We start from the raw sequence: 15,570 nt of genomic DNA, 5'->3' as shown, positions 1-15,570 counted from the left end.
CTTAAAACGTTCTTAAAAATTATGTGTAAGTGTTAGTTTTGCGTTAATTGGTAACTCTGGAAAAGCCAGCGTTGCACCAAAGTAACCACCTTCAAATACAGGGCGCCAGTTTTTTTGATTAGTGACGTTGTTTACATCTAATCGCAACTTAGTGCTAGGCGTAAATGCGTAGCTAGTATTAACGTTTAGTGTGTATTGATCACGAATTTTAACTGTTGCCAAAAAGTCTAATGGGTAACTCTTTGTATATAGACCTGAAAAACCCATTTGCCATTTCGAATTAATTGAATAATTTCCGTTAAAACTGAATGATTGCTCAGGAATGCCCTGAACTTGGCGGTTTGAAGGTGCAAAAGCAGTAAAGTTAGGCGCGCCAACACCGGTACCTGCGATAATATCTGGTCGCGAATTATCAAACGCATCGATTACTTGAGCAGAATCTTGGCTGCTTGCAGAGTTGTCGTAACGAGCATCTATGTAGCTGTAACCCGCACTTAGCCAATAAGGGTAAGCATCGTAAAATACTTGGCTTTCAAAACCTGTAGTACGAATACCTGTATTGCTGCCATCGCGATTACGTAAACTGCGGCGCTGACTAAATACCGCGCCATCGGCGTACCAATCGCTGTCGGTTGGGGCGTACTTTAAGCCAAACTCAACTAATGTGTTTTCGGTAGCAAAATTTTGTGCGTTAATGGTGTTATCGCTGCCAAGCGATGTACCGCCAGCCATACTGTTTGACGTTGCTTCGTTATAACTTGCTGCACCGTAAGTGGTGTAGTCGGCATTTATTTTGTAGTTAAAGCTAACTTGGCCAGAATGCAGTATTTCGTTAATGCTATCGCTTGCAGCAACTTGGCCTTGCGGTGCTATAGGGTCGTTTGCTTCTACATCGTAAAAATCAATGCGGTAACCCACGCTAGTATGAAGCTTATCACTCCAATCTGAGTCTTGTTGAATAGCAAGCCCTGTTTGCCATGAGCGTGAGTCGGTGGTGTCTGATAGATTAAAGTCGCCGCTGCCATCGTTATCTAAGTCGTATTGACCACCAGGCGATACAAATACGCCTGGGCTTAGCTCTACTAAACGCGCCTTTTGTGCATCGGTTAATGGAATGCGGCGGTTTGAAAGCGGGCCTGTTAAATCAATTGGTAAATCGGCTTCGGTAGTAAATTGGCTATAGCCGAGCACTTTATTGTAGCGCACGTCAAAAGCAAAAATTGTTTGCTGGTCACTGTTCCAGCGGTACGTAAGCTCCGTTCGGTTTTGGGCGGTATCAGCGCCGTCTATAATTTCTACAAAGCTGTTTTGTGCTATTTCTTCACGTTGTAGATGCTGAAAATACGTAATATTTTTTAATGAAGCATTTGCACTTAATTCACGCTTATAAATGCTGTGAATTAAGTAGGTTGTTGCTTCGTTTTGATTATCAGGATCGGTAAGTACAGTGCTGCGATCTATTTTTACTTGCCCTGTAGGCGATACAATTGAACCCGCCGCCGGTACTGTACTGCCATCGGCTTGCACGCCTTGGCCCGTTATGTAAAGGTCATCATCAATTAAGGCTTGAGTAGGGCGATTAATACCTGCGTTATCGGTAAATTCAACTTGGTATAGTTCAAAGTTAATGTCCCAACTGCTTTTATCGTCTGGCAATATTCTAACTGCTGCAAATAAGCTGTCGCTTTTAGTACCTGAATAATCGTAGTAGCTGCCTTCATCAAGGTGCTCGTAACTTACTCTTAGGCCTACTTTGTCTTGAATAATTGGCGCTGTGTAATCTACTTGTGCACTGTATTGATCCCATCGTCCCGCTGAGAGCTTAACTTTACCTTTACTTTCATCTGTAGAAGCAGTCTTTGAGTGTAAATTTACAAAACCACCGTTACGTTGGCTTGAACCAAATAAAACAGGTGGTGCACCTTTTACTACGTCTATTTGTTCTATAGAGTTGAACGATAACGGCACACCAAAGCCATTATTACCTGCTTGACGACGCGTACCATCTTGAAAAAGCTCTCCGAGTTGGCCACGAATAGTAGGTAAACTGGGCGCACCAAAGCCACTTGCAGAGTATGTGTTTGGGCTAACTGCAAGTACGTCTTGTAGGGTAGTGATGTTGAGTTGTTCTATTAACTCGCTTGAAATAGGCGTTACTGAGCGTGCGATATCTTGCAGTGCCAAATTATCCCCGAAAGGGCCGTCTACAGTGGCGTCTTTTACAGATAAACCTTGAGATTTAAGAACTTGGCCAGCTACTTCTATGTGCTCAATTGCGCTTTTAGTTGTTGCTTTTGGTTCTTCAGCTGCAAATGCTAGCAATGGTGTGTTTAATATAATGGCTAGCGTGATTGCTAATTGTGCGTGTTTCAAACGTTTTCTCTCTACGATTAAAATGTTGTTGGCGATAAAGACCGAAAGCCTTAAAAATAACTTTCAATTAATTTAGGCTTCTTTTTATTTTTTAGAACGAAAGCCAATACTCTATTGTTAAAGTCATACTTAAGTATCTAGTTTTACATTGTAATGTAAGCTTATGCTTTATATGATTTTTTCAAGCATAGTCTATTTTCATGAAACTTGTTTGTTATTAATTTATTTTTACAAACTTATAGATTCATCAAACATGTAAAAAAAATCACCTTCTTTTGAAATAAAAGCTCAGTTATACGGTCTAGCTTACTTCAACGTTTATTAATATTTTTTTAAGGAAGTTTTATGACAGGTACAATTAACTCTGATGTGCAAAACCGTTTGCAATGGTCACTCTTCTCTTTGCGTTTAGGGGTGTTTATTGTAATGATAATGTGGACATTCGATAAGTTTGTTAACCCTGGACATAGCGCACGTATATTTGAACATTTTTATGGTATCAGTGGTTCTACCGATATAATTGCTTACGTTATAGGTGCTGTACAACTTGTTTTGGTTTTAGCATTTATGGCGGGTATTAAAAAGCGCCTTACATACGGAATCATTTTTGTAATGCACGGCCTTTCTACACTTTCATCTTATAATCAGTATATTGATGGCTTTAATAACTTATTGTTTTTCACTGCGTGGCCAATGTGGGCAGCATGTTTTGCACTTTACTTATTACGTGATCAAGACGTTAAATACACAGTATAAGTATTAAGCAAAAAAATGGTTATAAGCCAAAGGCTTATAACCAATAAGTACACAGGGAGTGTATGGAAGTCGGTTTACAATATTTAATGCATCGCTTTATTGTAGCGTGTTGCTAATGTTTCTTTTTGATCTTCAGTTAATGCTTTTCCAGCAAGTTGAAATACTTCGCGCTCTTCTTCACTTAAATGGTGGTGTACCAATTCATTAAGCTTCTTTGCTGTTTTAAGCCAAGCTGATGAACTCATTTTAGTGTCTTCTAATTGCTCAATTAACTCATCTATTTCGTGATGTTCAGCAACACTATGGCGCGCCTTTTCTTGAGTTAAGTCATCGCACATTAGTGGGTTATAAAAAAAGCGTTCTTCAAATTTGGCATGATCTTCAAGTTCTGTTTTAAGTTCATTCATTAACGCGTGGCGCTCATCCGTATCGCCATGAGTTTCGATAAGTGCGTCTACCAATTTACGTTGTTTATCGTGATCGTAACGTAGCGCTTCAAAAATATTCATAATTAATCCTTTTACTTGTTCTCAAATTGCTTATGTTGTTAACAAAGCAAGCTAGATGCCAATTTTTAACGTATTGATTTTTAAGTGTTTATGTTTTTTTATTCAGCTATCAAACACATGGTATGTAACTTTTACAAGCATACTAATGCAATATTTTCAGGTTTTAGCTCTACAGATACTTACAAATATTTACTGGTTGTATATTTTAGTGGAGTGATAAAGTGGTGGCGCTATTTAGGTACAGATTGTACATAGTTGTTTTATATATGTGGTTTATAAAACTTTAATTAACAGGATTGTTTAAGGATGAATATAAAACCCCCCATTACAGCACTGTTACTGTGTGCATTGTTAAGTGCATGTACTACAGCTTCGCATTCTGATCGAAGCTTATGCATAAAAGAAGCTGAAGTGACTGAGCTAAATGGCTCCCAAACAAGCTCAGAAGTTTATAATGAATGTATAAGTGCTCAATTAAAAAAGGATGCTAAAGAGGAAACCTTTTTCGATGAAGTAGGTGTGTTTCTTATTGACCTACTTGTTTTGATAGCCGATTAAATAAGTAACTTTGTAGCTATAATCTAAGGCAGAAGGGTACTTTAAATAGGATTGATTATGAAAGCGTTTTTAGCTTTATTATTGCTGTGTATATTTTTAACTGGCTGTGCTGCTCAGCCTTATGCTGGCTCTACAAAATGTATGGAGCAAGCCGATATAGCTTATGAAACCGATTTACATAAAAATGAGCCACTAGATAATCAATGCAAAGCTACAAAAGTAAATACGTCTAACAAAGAGTTTGAGAATCATAGTATTGTTGATAGAAGCCTTTTACAGCTAATCGTTAGTGTTTTAAACGGTATATTTAGATAGTTAAAATACAATTAAATAAGGTATGTATGCAGGAAAAACTAAAAGCAAAAATTATAGCTGTGTGCGATAAAAAAATAGCAGCTAAAGGTGAAAATGTAGGGCTTTCTTTTTACGCTTTTTTTGCAAATAAAAATACGGATCCTGAGCTACTTATGCAAGCAGCTACGTGGTGGATACACACCCATAAATTAGATCACTTTGAAAAAGCCCACAAAATAAAACAGATGATTATTGATGGACACTAGTAACGTATATTCACGCGATTGCTATTTGGTTTCTGCCATTTTCTTTTGCTTTATACAGCTGTTGGTCTGCATGTTTAATAAGCGCATCAAGTGATTTAGAGTGAGTATTACTTATTGCTACACCTACGCTAAAGGTAATGTTTATTTTACTCGGTAAAGCTTCTATTTCACGGCAATATTCAGATAAAATGAGTGCTAAGTTCTCAAACGTGTTGCTAATTTCTTGCTTATCTAATGTATCTAAAACAAACAGCCATTCTTCGCCGCCGTAACGCCCAAATGTATCATTTTCACCTAGCGTATTTTTAGCGGCTTGAGCAAACTTAATCAGTACTAAGTCCCCGGTGTCATGGCCAAATTGGTCATTAATATTTTTAAAGTAGTCTAAATCAACAATCGCAATTGATGCTGGTTTATTGGCTAACAAATTATCAGCTATTTGCATTACTCCACGGCGGTTTAAACTATTAGTAAGGTAGTCGGTTAACGCAATAGTGTGGTATTTTTTTCGCTGGCGAATTTGCCTATAAAACAAAAATAACGACACAATAACTAAAATGAATGCGATAGATGCGCTAAGGCGCCAAATAATTTTTTGCTGATGCTCTTCTTTTACTTGAAGTTCGTTTATATTTTTTTCGTATTCTAGCTGTAAAATCTTGTCTTCTTTTTCTTTTACTTCAAACTTTACTTGCAGTGTTTTTATATTACTTTCGCTTGTTGCTTCATAATGTTTTTTTGTATAAATGAGCTTGCTTCCAATTGCTTCAAAGGCATCATCGATGTAATTAAGCTGTCGTTTTAGCTCATATCGTTTACCTAAAAACTCTGCTTTATAAATACTACGGCTAAACTTATCGATATTTAAAAATACTTTATCGTTTATTTGGTTCGCTTTATCTAGCAAATTTTGTTTTATGTATATATCGGCTAGTAAAATCATTGAGGCAAGGTGCATATCGTGAATACCAGCAGCGCGGGCTAGCTCGATGTTTTCGTTTGCAAGCGTAATGGCGGTGTCGTAATTACCTTGTTTATATTGAATATTAGCAATTGAGTATTGAGCAAATGCTAATCCTTTTTTCATACTTACTTTTTTAAAATAGTGTAGGGCTTTATTTAGGTAAATGAGTGCATCTTGGGGGTTATTCGTTTCAAGCAATACACTTCCTAAGCTCCAGTATGCTTTTGCAGTAAATAGCCCGTCGTTGGTTTTTTCATAGGCTTCTACCGCTTTTTTTGCATAATATACAGCCTTGCCATCGTTAACACCTCTGTCATTTAGGAAGTTATAGGCATCGGCAACTTTTCTTAAAAAGTAGGCTTGAGATGCCATATCATCATCTTTCATAGCAAGCTCTAGACCTGCTAATGCGGCACTTAACGTTTTTCTGAGTGAGTCCGTATCTGTGTAGTAATAAGCCAATGCACGAAGAATAATGATTTTTTCTTTAGATGAGTGTTGTGCTATTTTTTCTTCTAAGTGTATTGCAAGATCTTTAGCTTGAGTGAGTTTTTTTGTTTGCGATAAATATTTTAATTGCGCCTCTAAAAACAACATATAAATATCGTTTTGTTTAAGTACTTTTTTGTTATTTATATAATTAGATATATGGGTATTTAACGCATCGTATTCTTCTTGCCTGAAAAGTAACTCTGCATATAAAGCAGCGGCTTCTAAGTGAAGTGTTGACCAATTTCGCTCTTTACTAATCTCAAAGGCTTGCGTGAGCTTTTGCTGGTTAATTAGGTAGTCTAATTTATTCGCTCTTATGTTATTAACTAAGCTTTGGGTTGTTTTAAAGTCTAACTTATTTAAGGTTGAATTTAATGACGTATCATTGGCGAGTGCAAATGTGCTCACAAACAAAAATAAAGGCAGAACGAGTAATTTAATCAATGTACGATTAAATAATTTTACGTGTGAATTGTTGTTCTGCTTTATCATGATGGCTTATTTTTATATTTTTTATACCTAACTATAGCATTACTTTTAAAGTATAAGTTAATGATTGTTTAGTGATTATATTTTATTTACCAAAAAGTGGATAACTAAAGTGGGTAATAAACATGAGTAACCAACATAGTTAATTAATCTAAAAATCAGGTGCTACTTCAAATTCTAAACGCTTATGTGTAATGGGGTGGGTAAACGCTAAATATTCGGCATGTAAATGGAGTCTATCAGCCTTTAGGCCGTAATGCGTATCACCAATAATCGGCATGTTTAAACCTAAGCTATGAGCGCAGTGCACTCGCAGCTGATGTGTTCGGCCAGTTTTTGGGTATAACTGTAAACGCGTAATATTGTTTTTTCGCTCAAGTACGTGCCATGTGGTTAGTGAAGGCTTACCGTTTGTGTAGCACACCATTTGACGTGGCTTGTCGTCAAAATCAAGCATAAGAGGTAAATTTATCTCGCCGCTATCTTCACTTATATTTCCATCTACTAGTGCAACGTAACGTTTATCTATAGTGCGTTCTATAAACTGTTTTTGCAGCGCTTTATGAACACGTTTATTAAGTGCGATCATCAATAACCCTGAGGTTGACATATCGAGGCGGTGCACAATTAACGGGCCTGAAGCTTCAGGAAATTGCGTTTTTATGCGCATATATACAGAGTCATCAATATTTACACCAGGGACCGATAAAAACTCAGCAGGCTTGTTCACCACCAATAAGTCGTCGTCTTTATAAATAATACTTAACTCTTTCCCATCGGCTGGGTTTTCAAGCAGTGGATTGGTTTCAACATTTAGGCCTTTTAGCATATGCCCTAGTATTGGTTGGCATTTGCTATAACAAGAAGGATAGTAATTTTTGTGTTGTCTAATGGCTGATTTAGGGGCTGCTCCCCACCAAAATTCGCCCATAGCAATAGGTTTTAAGTTTTGTTTATACGCATATTGTAATAACTTTGGTGCTGCGCAGTCGCCAGCGCCAGAAGGTGGAGTATGCTCAGGAAGCTGTGCAAAAATTGCATTTAGGTCGGTTACTTCTTTATGGGCATTTAAAAACTGATACTGAGCAAAAAGCATTTTTTGTAGGTTTTTTGAAAGCGTTTTACGGCGTTTTTTTAAATGTTTAACGTTGTCTGTAATTTTGGTTTGAGCGCTCTCTAGCTGCTCTATTTTATTTTGCCAATTAAGTTTAAGCGCTTGTAACTGCTTTTTTTCAACAATGCTTTGCCCGGCTAGTTTATTTTTAAGCTGCTCAAAATCGGCTTCGCTTAGTTCGGCTTCGCCTTCAGTTCGCTGCTTTTTACGAGTTAACCTTCCTGCCTGCATAAGGGCTTGCTGCGCAAGTAATTGCTCGTTAAACATAGCTTTTGATTCATCAAGCTTTTTATTAATAGCGGTGAGCTCTGCGCTGCTTTCAAACGCATCAATTTGGCTGTTTATGTCATTAATAATTTTGCTTTGTGCTAAATAACCTTCATCGTTTAGCTGCATACTTGATACCGGTGGCACAAAGTTAATATTGCCTTTATCGCCTTCAATTTGCCCCGAGTATGCGCTTAAAAACCCCAGTTCATTTTTGTCGTTTTGCACAACTAATACGCCAAACATTTTACCTGCGTTTTCGGCTTTTAAATGTAAGAGTGGTTCTAGCTGCTGTTGCAACTGCGTTGCAGCTGCAATAGTTAGCGGATGCGGCTGATAATAAAAGGGAAAGGTAAATGTTTCTGGAAGCGAAAGCGCATTTATATTTTGTAAAAAAGGGGTAAAGCAAGAAGCTGATTTTGACATAAAAATAACACAGAAACATTCAGTAAAATAATTGGGTCAGATAATACCATATTCATAGTTAAGCCACTAAAAATCTCATCTTAGTTTATTCATACATAGTTTAAAGCCGACATTCATGTTTAATGTATCAGTATAGGTGCATAGCAATATTTAAACGTATTGTTGTTACTCTATCATTTGTATTTCATGTGTGTCGTTTCTCATTAATTGAGCGCATTTTTTAAACGACATTTGTACTGGTAGAGCCCAAAGATAATTCAATTTACAGAATAACTTAACTGTTAGGAGTTCTATATTATGAGTGAAAATATCGCAGGTTTTATCACCAAAACCCTTGAGCAAGCTGGTGTAAAACGAATTTGGGGGGTAACTGGCGATTCACTTAACGGCATTAGTGAAAGTCTTCGAAAATTAGGAACAATTGAATGGCTAGGAACGCGCCATGAAGAAGTGGCAGCCTTTGCAGCCGGTGGCGAAGCGCACTTATCAGGCGAACTTGCGGTGTGTGCAGGCTCGTGTGGCCCGGGTAATCTGCATTTAATTAACGGCTTATTTGATTGTCAGCGTAATAATGTACCGGTGTTAGCCATAGCCTCGCATATTCCATCATCAGAGATTGGTAGTAGTTACTTTCAAGAAACCCACCCGCAAGAATTATTTAAAGAGTGCAGTGTATATTGTGAAATGGTGTCAAACCCAGAGCAAATGCCATACTTGCTTGAAACCGCAATGCGACAAGCAATATTAAATAAAGGCGTAAGTGTACTTGTGTTACCCGGCGACATTGCATTAAAAGATATGCCTAAAGCTATTAAACCAAAATGGAACGTGCCAAAACCTGCAGTGTATACCCCAGCGTTATCTGACATTAAAGCAATGGCAACTCATCTTAATAAAAGTAAAAAAGTAACTTTATTGTGTGGTGCAGGCTGTAAAGATGCACATGATGAAATTGTAGAACTTGCCGAAAAATTACAAGCGCCAATAGTACACGCTATGCGTGGTAAAGAGTTTATTGAATACGATAACCCTTATGATGTTGGTATGACTGGGTTTATAGGTTTTGCGTCGGGCTATCATGCAATGCAAGAGGCCGATACATTATTGATGATTGGCACGAGTTTTCCGTATCGGGCTTTTTATCCTGAAAATACCACCATATTACAAATTGATAATAAGGCGGCATCACTCGGGCGACACGTTCAAATTGATTGTGGCGTATTAGGCGATACAAAAAATTCAGTGGCCACATTACTTGAGTATATTGAAGGTGAGCGCACAGACTCGCACTTACAAAAGAGCGTTAAGCACTATAAAGAATCTCGAAAAGATCTCGATAAGCTTGCCAGTGGTAAAACCTCGCAAAAATTAATTCATCCGCAATATCTAACGCGTTTGTTAAACGAGCAAGCAGCTGACGATGCTGTGTTTACTTGTGATGTAGGTACACCTACTGTATGGGCTGCACGTTATTTATCGATGAATGGTAAGCGGCGTTTAATTGGTTCTTTTAACCACGGCTCTATGGCAAATGCGATGTCGCAGGCAATGGGCGTTCAATCTATTAATAGAAACCGCCAAGTGATTGCAATGTGTGGCGATGGCGGATTTTCGATGTTAATGGGTGATTTAATTTCGCTCAAACAGCTTAATTTACCTATAAAGATTGTTGTTTATAATAATCGCTCACTTAGTTTTGTTGCAATGGAAATGAAAGCCAGTGGGTTTTTATCAAGCGATACCGATTTAGAAAACCCAAGTTTTGCTAACATTGCACAGGCTTGTGGTTTAAAAGGCATTCATGTGAGTGATCCAGATGAACTCCCTTTGGCAATGGATGAGATGATGAATCACGCAGGCCCGGTTGTGTTAGAAGTAGATACTGCAAAGCAAGAGCTTTCGATGCCGCCGCAAATAAAATTAGAGCAAGCAAAAGGCTTTAGTGTTTACATGATGAAAGCGTTAATAAACGGCAAAGGGGATGAAATCGTCGAGCTGGGTAAAACTAATTGGTTACGTTAGTTAGCTCGTAATACCAATTTGCCATTATGCTTAGTCAATTTGAGGAATTAAATTTTACGTTAACTGCATTGAAAATTTCTGATATACGACTGCATGGATGCAGAGCAATGCAGGAGTAATTAGTGATAACAACTAAATAACGAAATTTTTTCTTGTTATCGATACTATTTTTTCTTACTTCAAAACAGATCGCTTAATTAAGCGAGTTGGTATTGATCAATGTTTGATGCCGGATTGAACGCCTGCATTTAATTGAGCCGGCAGTAGCAAGCCTTGAGTATGAATATGATTAGGCTTCTGAGCTAATTTTACGATCGCGTAGTTGGTTTTTAGTCGGGCTTGCCAGTGGTTATTATTTCTAACAAGTAGGCGGCAATAACGCAAAATACGGCCTACTTAAGAGTTTTATTAATGGTGAATTTCTTTGCTGCCTCATAGGTAGAGGCATCAAGGCACTGCTTATTCAGGTACTAGTTATTCAGGCACTAAGTTACCAATGTAGCACTGGGGTTAAAATGTTTTAAATCTGAAAAGCCAAAATGTTAGTCTAAGTAAACTTCGTCGGTGTGGTTTATGTTAGTTTTAAATAACTCGCCACTATTATGTATCCACCCATCAGAGCCATGTGCTTCTAAAGTAAAGTCATCGTCATTAAGGATAACGGCTGCTAGGGTTATCACGTTAGATTGGGTTATGGTTACGGAGCCATTTTTAATATTGGCTATTTTACCTTTCCACATAATGTTACCATCTTCAAAGATACGAACGCTATCCACTTTCATATCAAATACTTGCCCTATAGATTCAATAGCAATATCGAGGTGGTCGCCGACCATCAAAGACTCTACCTTCAAAGGGTCAAAATCAATAAACTGTCTACCGTCACTTAATTCATCTGCAGATAATTTATTTAAATTTTTGCCTGGCTGTCTTATTTCTTCCCATGCAGAGGTTTTTTCTATCGCGGCTAGTAAGTCTTCAGCTGAGTAATTTACGTTTGATCTACGGGCGTTTATTACCGATATACGTGACGATAAAGTCGGGTAATTTTCATTTTTAGATATTGTTTGGTAACGGTCTTCAAGTGCCGAGTAATTTGTTTCTTCATCAACATCGTGTGGTTTGATAGTTTGTTGCTCTTTTATTGTTACTTGAGACTTTTCTTTTTCATTGGAGGCCCTCAATGTTGTATGGGCTAGGGTAGGCTCGCTATTGCGCAGATTATTTATGTCACCCATAGCTTTATTTATGGAAGACGTTGTATTTATTTTTCCGTTGTTTGGAGGGTAATATATAAATGCTAAAATTAAACCCGTTACAGCAATTAAGGTGCCTATGATAAATTTCATGTTCTCTAATACCTAAAGAAGTTAAACGTAAAAAGAATTGAGCCTTAAATACACTAAAACCGACCGCAAAGCGTTTTTGCTTTAGTGTATTTTAATTTTACAGCTATCTAAAAAGTAAAATAATTAGTTGTTACCCAAAATTAACCAACCAACGCTTTCCGCCGTATGGGTTGTTTCAGCTGTGCTCGACTGCTCTTCTTGTAAGCTTATTTGCACACCATCACTGTTAAGGTCTTGATAGCGTAGAGAAATAGGATCTGTACCGTTGTAGCTTTGAATGCTAGAAAATATCTTCGCATTTTCGTAGTCATCATAAAAATTAATGTTTTCCCATGAATCGGTAACTGAATCTGTAGCTATTTGGGCCTGTGTTTTTAGCTTGTCAATGCTTCCTTTTCCTGGCGTAATCGCTAAGTAGTGAATCGTATCGCCAGCAACATTACCATCGTTTGCCTCTTCTTCTTGGAGAAAAAAATCAACCCCTTGACTTGAAACGTTAATCATACGAATGGTAGATGCAGAGCCCTCTAGTACAACCTCTTTTTGTGCAAGAACAATAGGCGTCGTATAGATATTATTTGCAAAAGAAACGGACTTCCAGTTATGAGTTACATTTTTTGTTTTGCTTGCATATACTTGCTGGCCACCCCAATCATGCTTACCCTCAACTACAGCCAGCCATGAAACTGTCTCTACTGGATGGCTGCCATTTAGGTAATCCCACTCATCTAATTGAAAATCAAAACCTTTTTGAGTGACATTACGAATACTTACTGTGATAGGACTTGCACCAGTTTTTGTAGGTGGGCCCATTATTACCACTGGTATAGATGTAAATGTTGATTTAAATTTAACTGAGCTCCATGCTTCACTTCCTTCTTGGGAAACTGAAACAGTGCCATTTTCTAACCCTTCACTTGAAGTAATAGAGCTTCTATGACTTGCTACTTTGTCTTTTACATTATTCAATGCTTTTGCTGCATCGGCTTGATTTTTAATACCACAATCGTACCCTTTACATTCATAATTAGGGTTAGAAAAAAGGTAAGTACGTGTGTTTGTGTTGTAAGCTGATTCATAAGCCATTAAGGTAGAAAAGGAATTTGTTACGCCATACCCAATTCCCCAAGGGTAATCTTTACCAACGCTTTGTTGTTTTAATGAGTGACTGAGCCCCATTGTATGCCCCATTTCGTGAAGATATGATCGAGACATACAGCTTCTGCGAATGATGTTAAACGCACGTGAACTGCTCGTTGTTACATACCCAACACCACAACCTTCATCAAATGATTGGCTAATTAAAGTGACAAAATCAGCACCACTATTTTGACGCAAAGTACTTACTTGGGTATCTGTTCTAAGAATTTTTAAATCCGGAGTTATATCTATATTTTGTGTTGCAACAAGGTTTAGTTGGATATCAACTTCACTATTAGCAAGGTAGGTGTTTGCTTGATCTACCATTGCAATGATTGCAGTAGATGCTGAGCCATTATAGTATTCTTTTGTTTCATTATCATAAATAACTGCAACATCTACCTCTACCGCCTCTACAGCGGTGTTAGCTAGTATCATGCTGATTATAAAAAAGTAGCTTACTGCAATCCCAAAAAAAGATTTAGCCTTATGCATATTAAATGTTTCCTAGTTGGAGTTAATTTATCCGTAGATAGTTAATTTATTAAGGTAGGTATATTTAAGTTTACTTAATAGCAATGATTGTACCTTTATATGGTACTGCGCGAAACAATTAACTAACATTATTGTTGCATTTGGGCATGTAGGGTTAAAAATTATCTTTTCTGTGAATGCTTATGACGACTGGTTTATTGACAAATAATAGTTGGGCTATTAATTTTTCAGGGAGTCACCGTTCAAGCTAGGGGTGATTTAATTGTGGCGCGAAATTTTTAATCCAGTTGAAATGTGCTTAGGAGATAACCTCCATTTTATTAGTAACTTATTGTTTTAGTGTGTAAATAACTCACTCACCGCATTAAGATTATATACGGCGGTATGAATACAGAACAACACATGAGCCTTTATCGAGAAACGGTATATTGTAATTTTTTATTATTTACTTATTTATACATCGCATAATAACAAACTCGAACTCCGGATAATAAATCTATCCCGGCTGTTATTTTCAGCGCTAACAGCTTTGAATTTATTTCTATTAGACTTGCTATGAAAGCGTAAATTCGCCTAGTTTTTACTAAGGATTTTAGGGTAGGCAGGGCCTGTGTTCATTACGGTAAATGGCCGATAATACAGCATAAATGCAAAGCATGTGCTGCTCTTGGTTGCCCTGAAGAACTATTTACTCTTTATCGCTTAGCCTGCTAGTTTAAAAACCTCGCGCCCGACTAATTCCTAGAGAGAACAAATTTTAATACAGAAGGGTCAATAGACCCTAGAAGGTTAAATTTAAATACTACAAACTCTTTTTAGGCGGAAGAGCCACGTTTGCAAATATTAGCCCTGCAACAAGCGACATAAATATTAAAAACGTTTGCTGGCCAATATGCTCTGCGTATACAAAGTCTTGGCCTTCAATAAGTGAGTTTAAGCCAATGTAGGTTTTACTACCGGGTACTAATACAATTAAGCCTTGCATGGCAACAATTGAGGCTGGTGCATTAGCAACACGATTAAATAAGTTACTAAATATACCTACCGATAAAGCCCCTACAAACGTACCTAACGTGTAATCTAAGTACATAGCAGAACCAATACTAGTGCCGTAAGCAATAAAACCAGATGCAATAGACCAACCGGCATGCTTAATTTTAGTTCTAAATATAACAACTAAGCTGCTACAAAGCAGAAGTATAGCCAGCCAAGCTGTCCATTTAGGAAGAGGCTCTGGCTGCACAAAGTCTGCTTGGCCAAACATAGCAAAACCAATACCTATGCCAATAAAGGCACCAAAGTACAGTTTAAATAGCAGCATAAACGAGTCCATAACTCGTGCAGTACCCGATACTAAATGCCTAGCTGCAAGCTCGGCTAAACCAAGCGCCAGTGCAAGGCCCGGTATAAATACAATAATGGCCGAAAGCACCACTAAACGTATGTTAATTTCGGGGGTTATGTACACACTTACCGCACAAGCTAATATAGCTGAAATAATGGCAACAAGTGGCTCAAGCATATGTGCAACGCGCTTAGAGCGTGTAGACCAAAGTACAAATACATAAACTACTAACGTAAGCAGCGATGACCACATAACATCAGTCCAGCTTGTGCCCATTAGCATTGCAAACGCACCACCCGATGTTGCAAACGCAATACCGGTAACTAGTTTATTGTATGGGTTTGGCATGTCGAAAATAGCATCAAGCTGAGCGTCGACTTCTTGCAAACTTAGCTTGTCGTCAAGCATTTGATTTACTAGATCGTCGGTGTCGGCAAGTGAGCCTAAATCGTGATCGCCAGGGTCAACTCGTGCTACGTGTGTGTATTCGTCTTCGTGGCCGTCGGTCCAAATTACAAACGTTACAGAGGTTGGCGACATAACAAACGACGATTTAAGCCCTAAGTAAGTAGCCACTTCCATTAGGTGAGCTTCTAGGCGGTAAGCAGGCGTACCATACTTGTGAAGCATTTTACCTAACTTAACGATAAATTTGCGTTTTTCTGTGAAGGTTGCAGTTTTCAAATCTTATTTAGGCCAGTGTGTAAATAA

12 protein-coding genes are annotated in these 15,570 nt (G+C 37.8%); 5 read left to right on the top strand and 7 right to left on the bottom strand.

Translation table 11 applies throughout. The features are described 5' to 3' along the window. Positions 1–12: 12 nt before the first annotated feature. Positions 13–2,373, bottom strand: coding sequence for a TonB-dependent receptor (locus tag J8L71_RS06380; RefSeq protein ID WP_210999803.1), 2,361 nt, complete (start codon positions 2,371–2,373; stop codon positions 13–15). Between the two features lie 345 nt (positions 2,374–2,718). Here J8L71_RS06380 and J8L71_RS06375 point away from each other — a divergent pair, with 345 nt between their 5' ends. Continuing rightward, entirely contained in the window at positions 2,719–3,129 is a 411-nt protein-coding gene (locus J8L71_RS06375) for a hypothetical protein (RefSeq protein WP_210999802.1), read from the top strand. A gap of 83 nt (positions 3,130–3,212) precedes the next feature. On the opposite strand, the gene J8L71_RS06370 is transcribed toward J8L71_RS06375, so the two are convergent. Further along, complete coding sequence (locus J8L71_RS06370) at positions 3,213–3,638, bottom strand: hemerythrin domain-containing protein (RefSeq protein ID WP_210999801.1); 426 nt, start codon at positions 3,636–3,638, stop codon at positions 3,213–3,215. A 306-nt stretch (positions 3,639–3,944) separates the two neighbouring features. Here J8L71_RS06370 and J8L71_RS06365 point away from each other — a divergent pair, with 306 nt between their 5' ends. The 3 genes from J8L71_RS06365 to J8L71_RS06355 are packed head-to-tail and all read left to right on the top strand — an operon-like array spanning position 3,945 to position 4,756. Further along, a complete protein-coding gene (locus J8L71_RS06365; protein WP_210999800.1) occupies positions 3,945–4,196 on the top strand; it encodes a hypothetical protein in 252 nt (83 codons plus the stop codon). A gap of 57 nt (positions 4,197–4,253) precedes the next feature. Continuing rightward, positions 4,254–4,511 carry a hypothetical protein gene (locus J8L71_RS06360; protein WP_210999799.1) on the top strand — a complete coding sequence of 86 codons (258 nt, stop codon included), beginning with the start codon at positions 4,254–4,256 and terminating at the stop codon, positions 4,509–4,511. Between the two features lie 26 nt (positions 4,512–4,537). After that, on the top strand, positions 4,538–4,756 hold the full coding sequence (locus J8L71_RS06355; protein WP_210999798.1) for a DUF6500 family protein: 219 nt from the start codon (positions 4,538–4,540) through the stop codon (positions 4,754–4,756). 10 nt (positions 4,757–4,766) lie between these two features. Here the strand turns inward: J8L71_RS06355 and J8L71_RS06350 are convergent, their stop codons facing one another. Together J8L71_RS06350 and J8L71_RS06345 are read right to left on the bottom strand one after the other, a co-directional pair. Continuing rightward, complete coding sequence (locus tag J8L71_RS06350) at positions 4,767–6,704, bottom strand: tetratricopeptide repeat-containing diguanylate cyclase (protein ID WP_210999797.1); 1,938 nt, start codon at positions 6,702–6,704, stop codon at positions 4,767–4,769. 148 nt (positions 6,705–6,852) lie between these two features. Next, positions 6,853–8,508: an RluA family pseudouridine synthase gene (locus J8L71_RS06345; protein ID WP_210999796.1), complete on the bottom strand. Its 1,656-nt coding sequence runs from the start codon at positions 8,506–8,508 to the stop codon at positions 6,853–6,855. Between the two features lie 297 nt (positions 8,509–8,805). Here J8L71_RS06345 and poxB point away from each other — a divergent pair, with 297 nt between their 5' ends. Further along, complete coding sequence (gene poxB / locus J8L71_RS06340) at positions 8,806–10,530, top strand: ubiquinone-dependent pyruvate dehydrogenase (protein WP_210999795.1); 1,725 nt, start codon at positions 8,806–8,808, stop codon at positions 10,528–10,530. Between the two features lie 542 nt (positions 10,531–11,072). Here the strand turns inward: poxB and J8L71_RS06335 are convergent. The 3 genes from J8L71_RS06335 to J8L71_RS06325 all read right to left on the bottom strand — a co-directional run bounded on the left by J8L71_RS06335 (position 11,073) and on the right by J8L71_RS06325 (position 15,543). Next, positions 11,073–11,879: a hypothetical protein gene (locus J8L71_RS06335; RefSeq protein ID WP_210999794.1), complete on the bottom strand. Its 807-nt coding sequence runs from the start codon at positions 11,877–11,879 to the stop codon at positions 11,073–11,075. A 123-nt stretch (positions 11,880–12,002) separates the two neighbouring features. Next, entirely contained in the window at positions 12,003–13,514 is a 1,512-nt protein-coding gene (locus tag J8L71_RS06330) for an H-type lectin domain-containing protein (protein WP_210999793.1), read from the bottom strand. Between the two features lie 802 nt (positions 13,515–14,316). Then, positions 14,317–15,543 (bottom strand): threonine/serine exporter family protein, encoded by a 1,227-nt coding sequence (locus J8L71_RS06325; RefSeq protein WP_210999792.1) that lies wholly within the window; start codon positions 15,541–15,543, stop codon positions 14,317–14,319. Positions 15,544–15,570: the final 27 nt, after the last annotated feature.

It is taken from the genome of Pseudoalteromonas sp. MMG007, assembly GCF_018100985.1.
Lineage (GTDB): Bacteria > Pseudomonadota > Gammaproteobacteria > Enterobacterales > Alteromonadaceae > Pseudoalteromonas.
Note: the sequence above shows the minus strand (reverse complement) of the source record. Positions and strands in the feature narration are given on the sequence as shown.

Excerpts from the sequence above, each read along its gene's own strand:
- J8L71_RS06370 (WP_210999801.1), bottom strand. The coding sequence starts at position 3,638 with ATGAATATTTTTGAAGCGCTACGTTACGATCACGATAAACAACGTAAA.
- J8L71_RS06365 (WP_210999800.1), top strand. The coding sequence starts at position 3,945 with ATGAATATAAAACCCCCCATTACAGCACTGTTACTGTGTGCATTGTTA.
- J8L71_RS06335 (WP_210999794.1), bottom strand. The coding sequence starts at position 11,879 with ATGAAATTTATCATAGGCACCTTAATTGCTGTAACGGGTTTAATTTTA.
- J8L71_RS06375 (WP_210999802.1), top strand. The coding sequence starts at position 2,719 with ATGACAGGTACAATTAACTCTGATGTGCAAAACCGTTTGCAATGGTCA.
- J8L71_RS06330 (WP_210999793.1), bottom strand. The coding sequence starts at position 13,514 with ATGCATAAGGCTAAATCTTTTTTTGGGATTGCAGTAAGCTACTTTTTT.
- poxB (WP_210999795.1), top strand. The coding sequence starts at position 8,806 with ATGAGTGAAAATATCGCAGGTTTTATCACCAAAACCCTTGAGCAAGCT.
- J8L71_RS06355 (WP_210999798.1), top strand. The coding sequence starts at position 4,538 with ATGCAGGAAAAACTAAAAGCAAAAATTATAGCTGTGTGCGATAAAAAA.
- J8L71_RS06350 (WP_210999797.1), bottom strand. The coding sequence starts at position 6,704 with ATGATAAAGCAGAACAACAATTCACACGTAAAATTATTTAATCGTACA.
- J8L71_RS06360 (WP_210999799.1), top strand. The coding sequence starts at position 4,254 with ATGAAAGCGTTTTTAGCTTTATTATTGCTGTGTATATTTTTAACTGGC.
- J8L71_RS06345 (WP_210999796.1), bottom strand. The coding sequence starts at position 8,508 with ATGTCAAAATCAGCTTCTTGCTTTACCCCTTTTTTACAAAATATAAAT.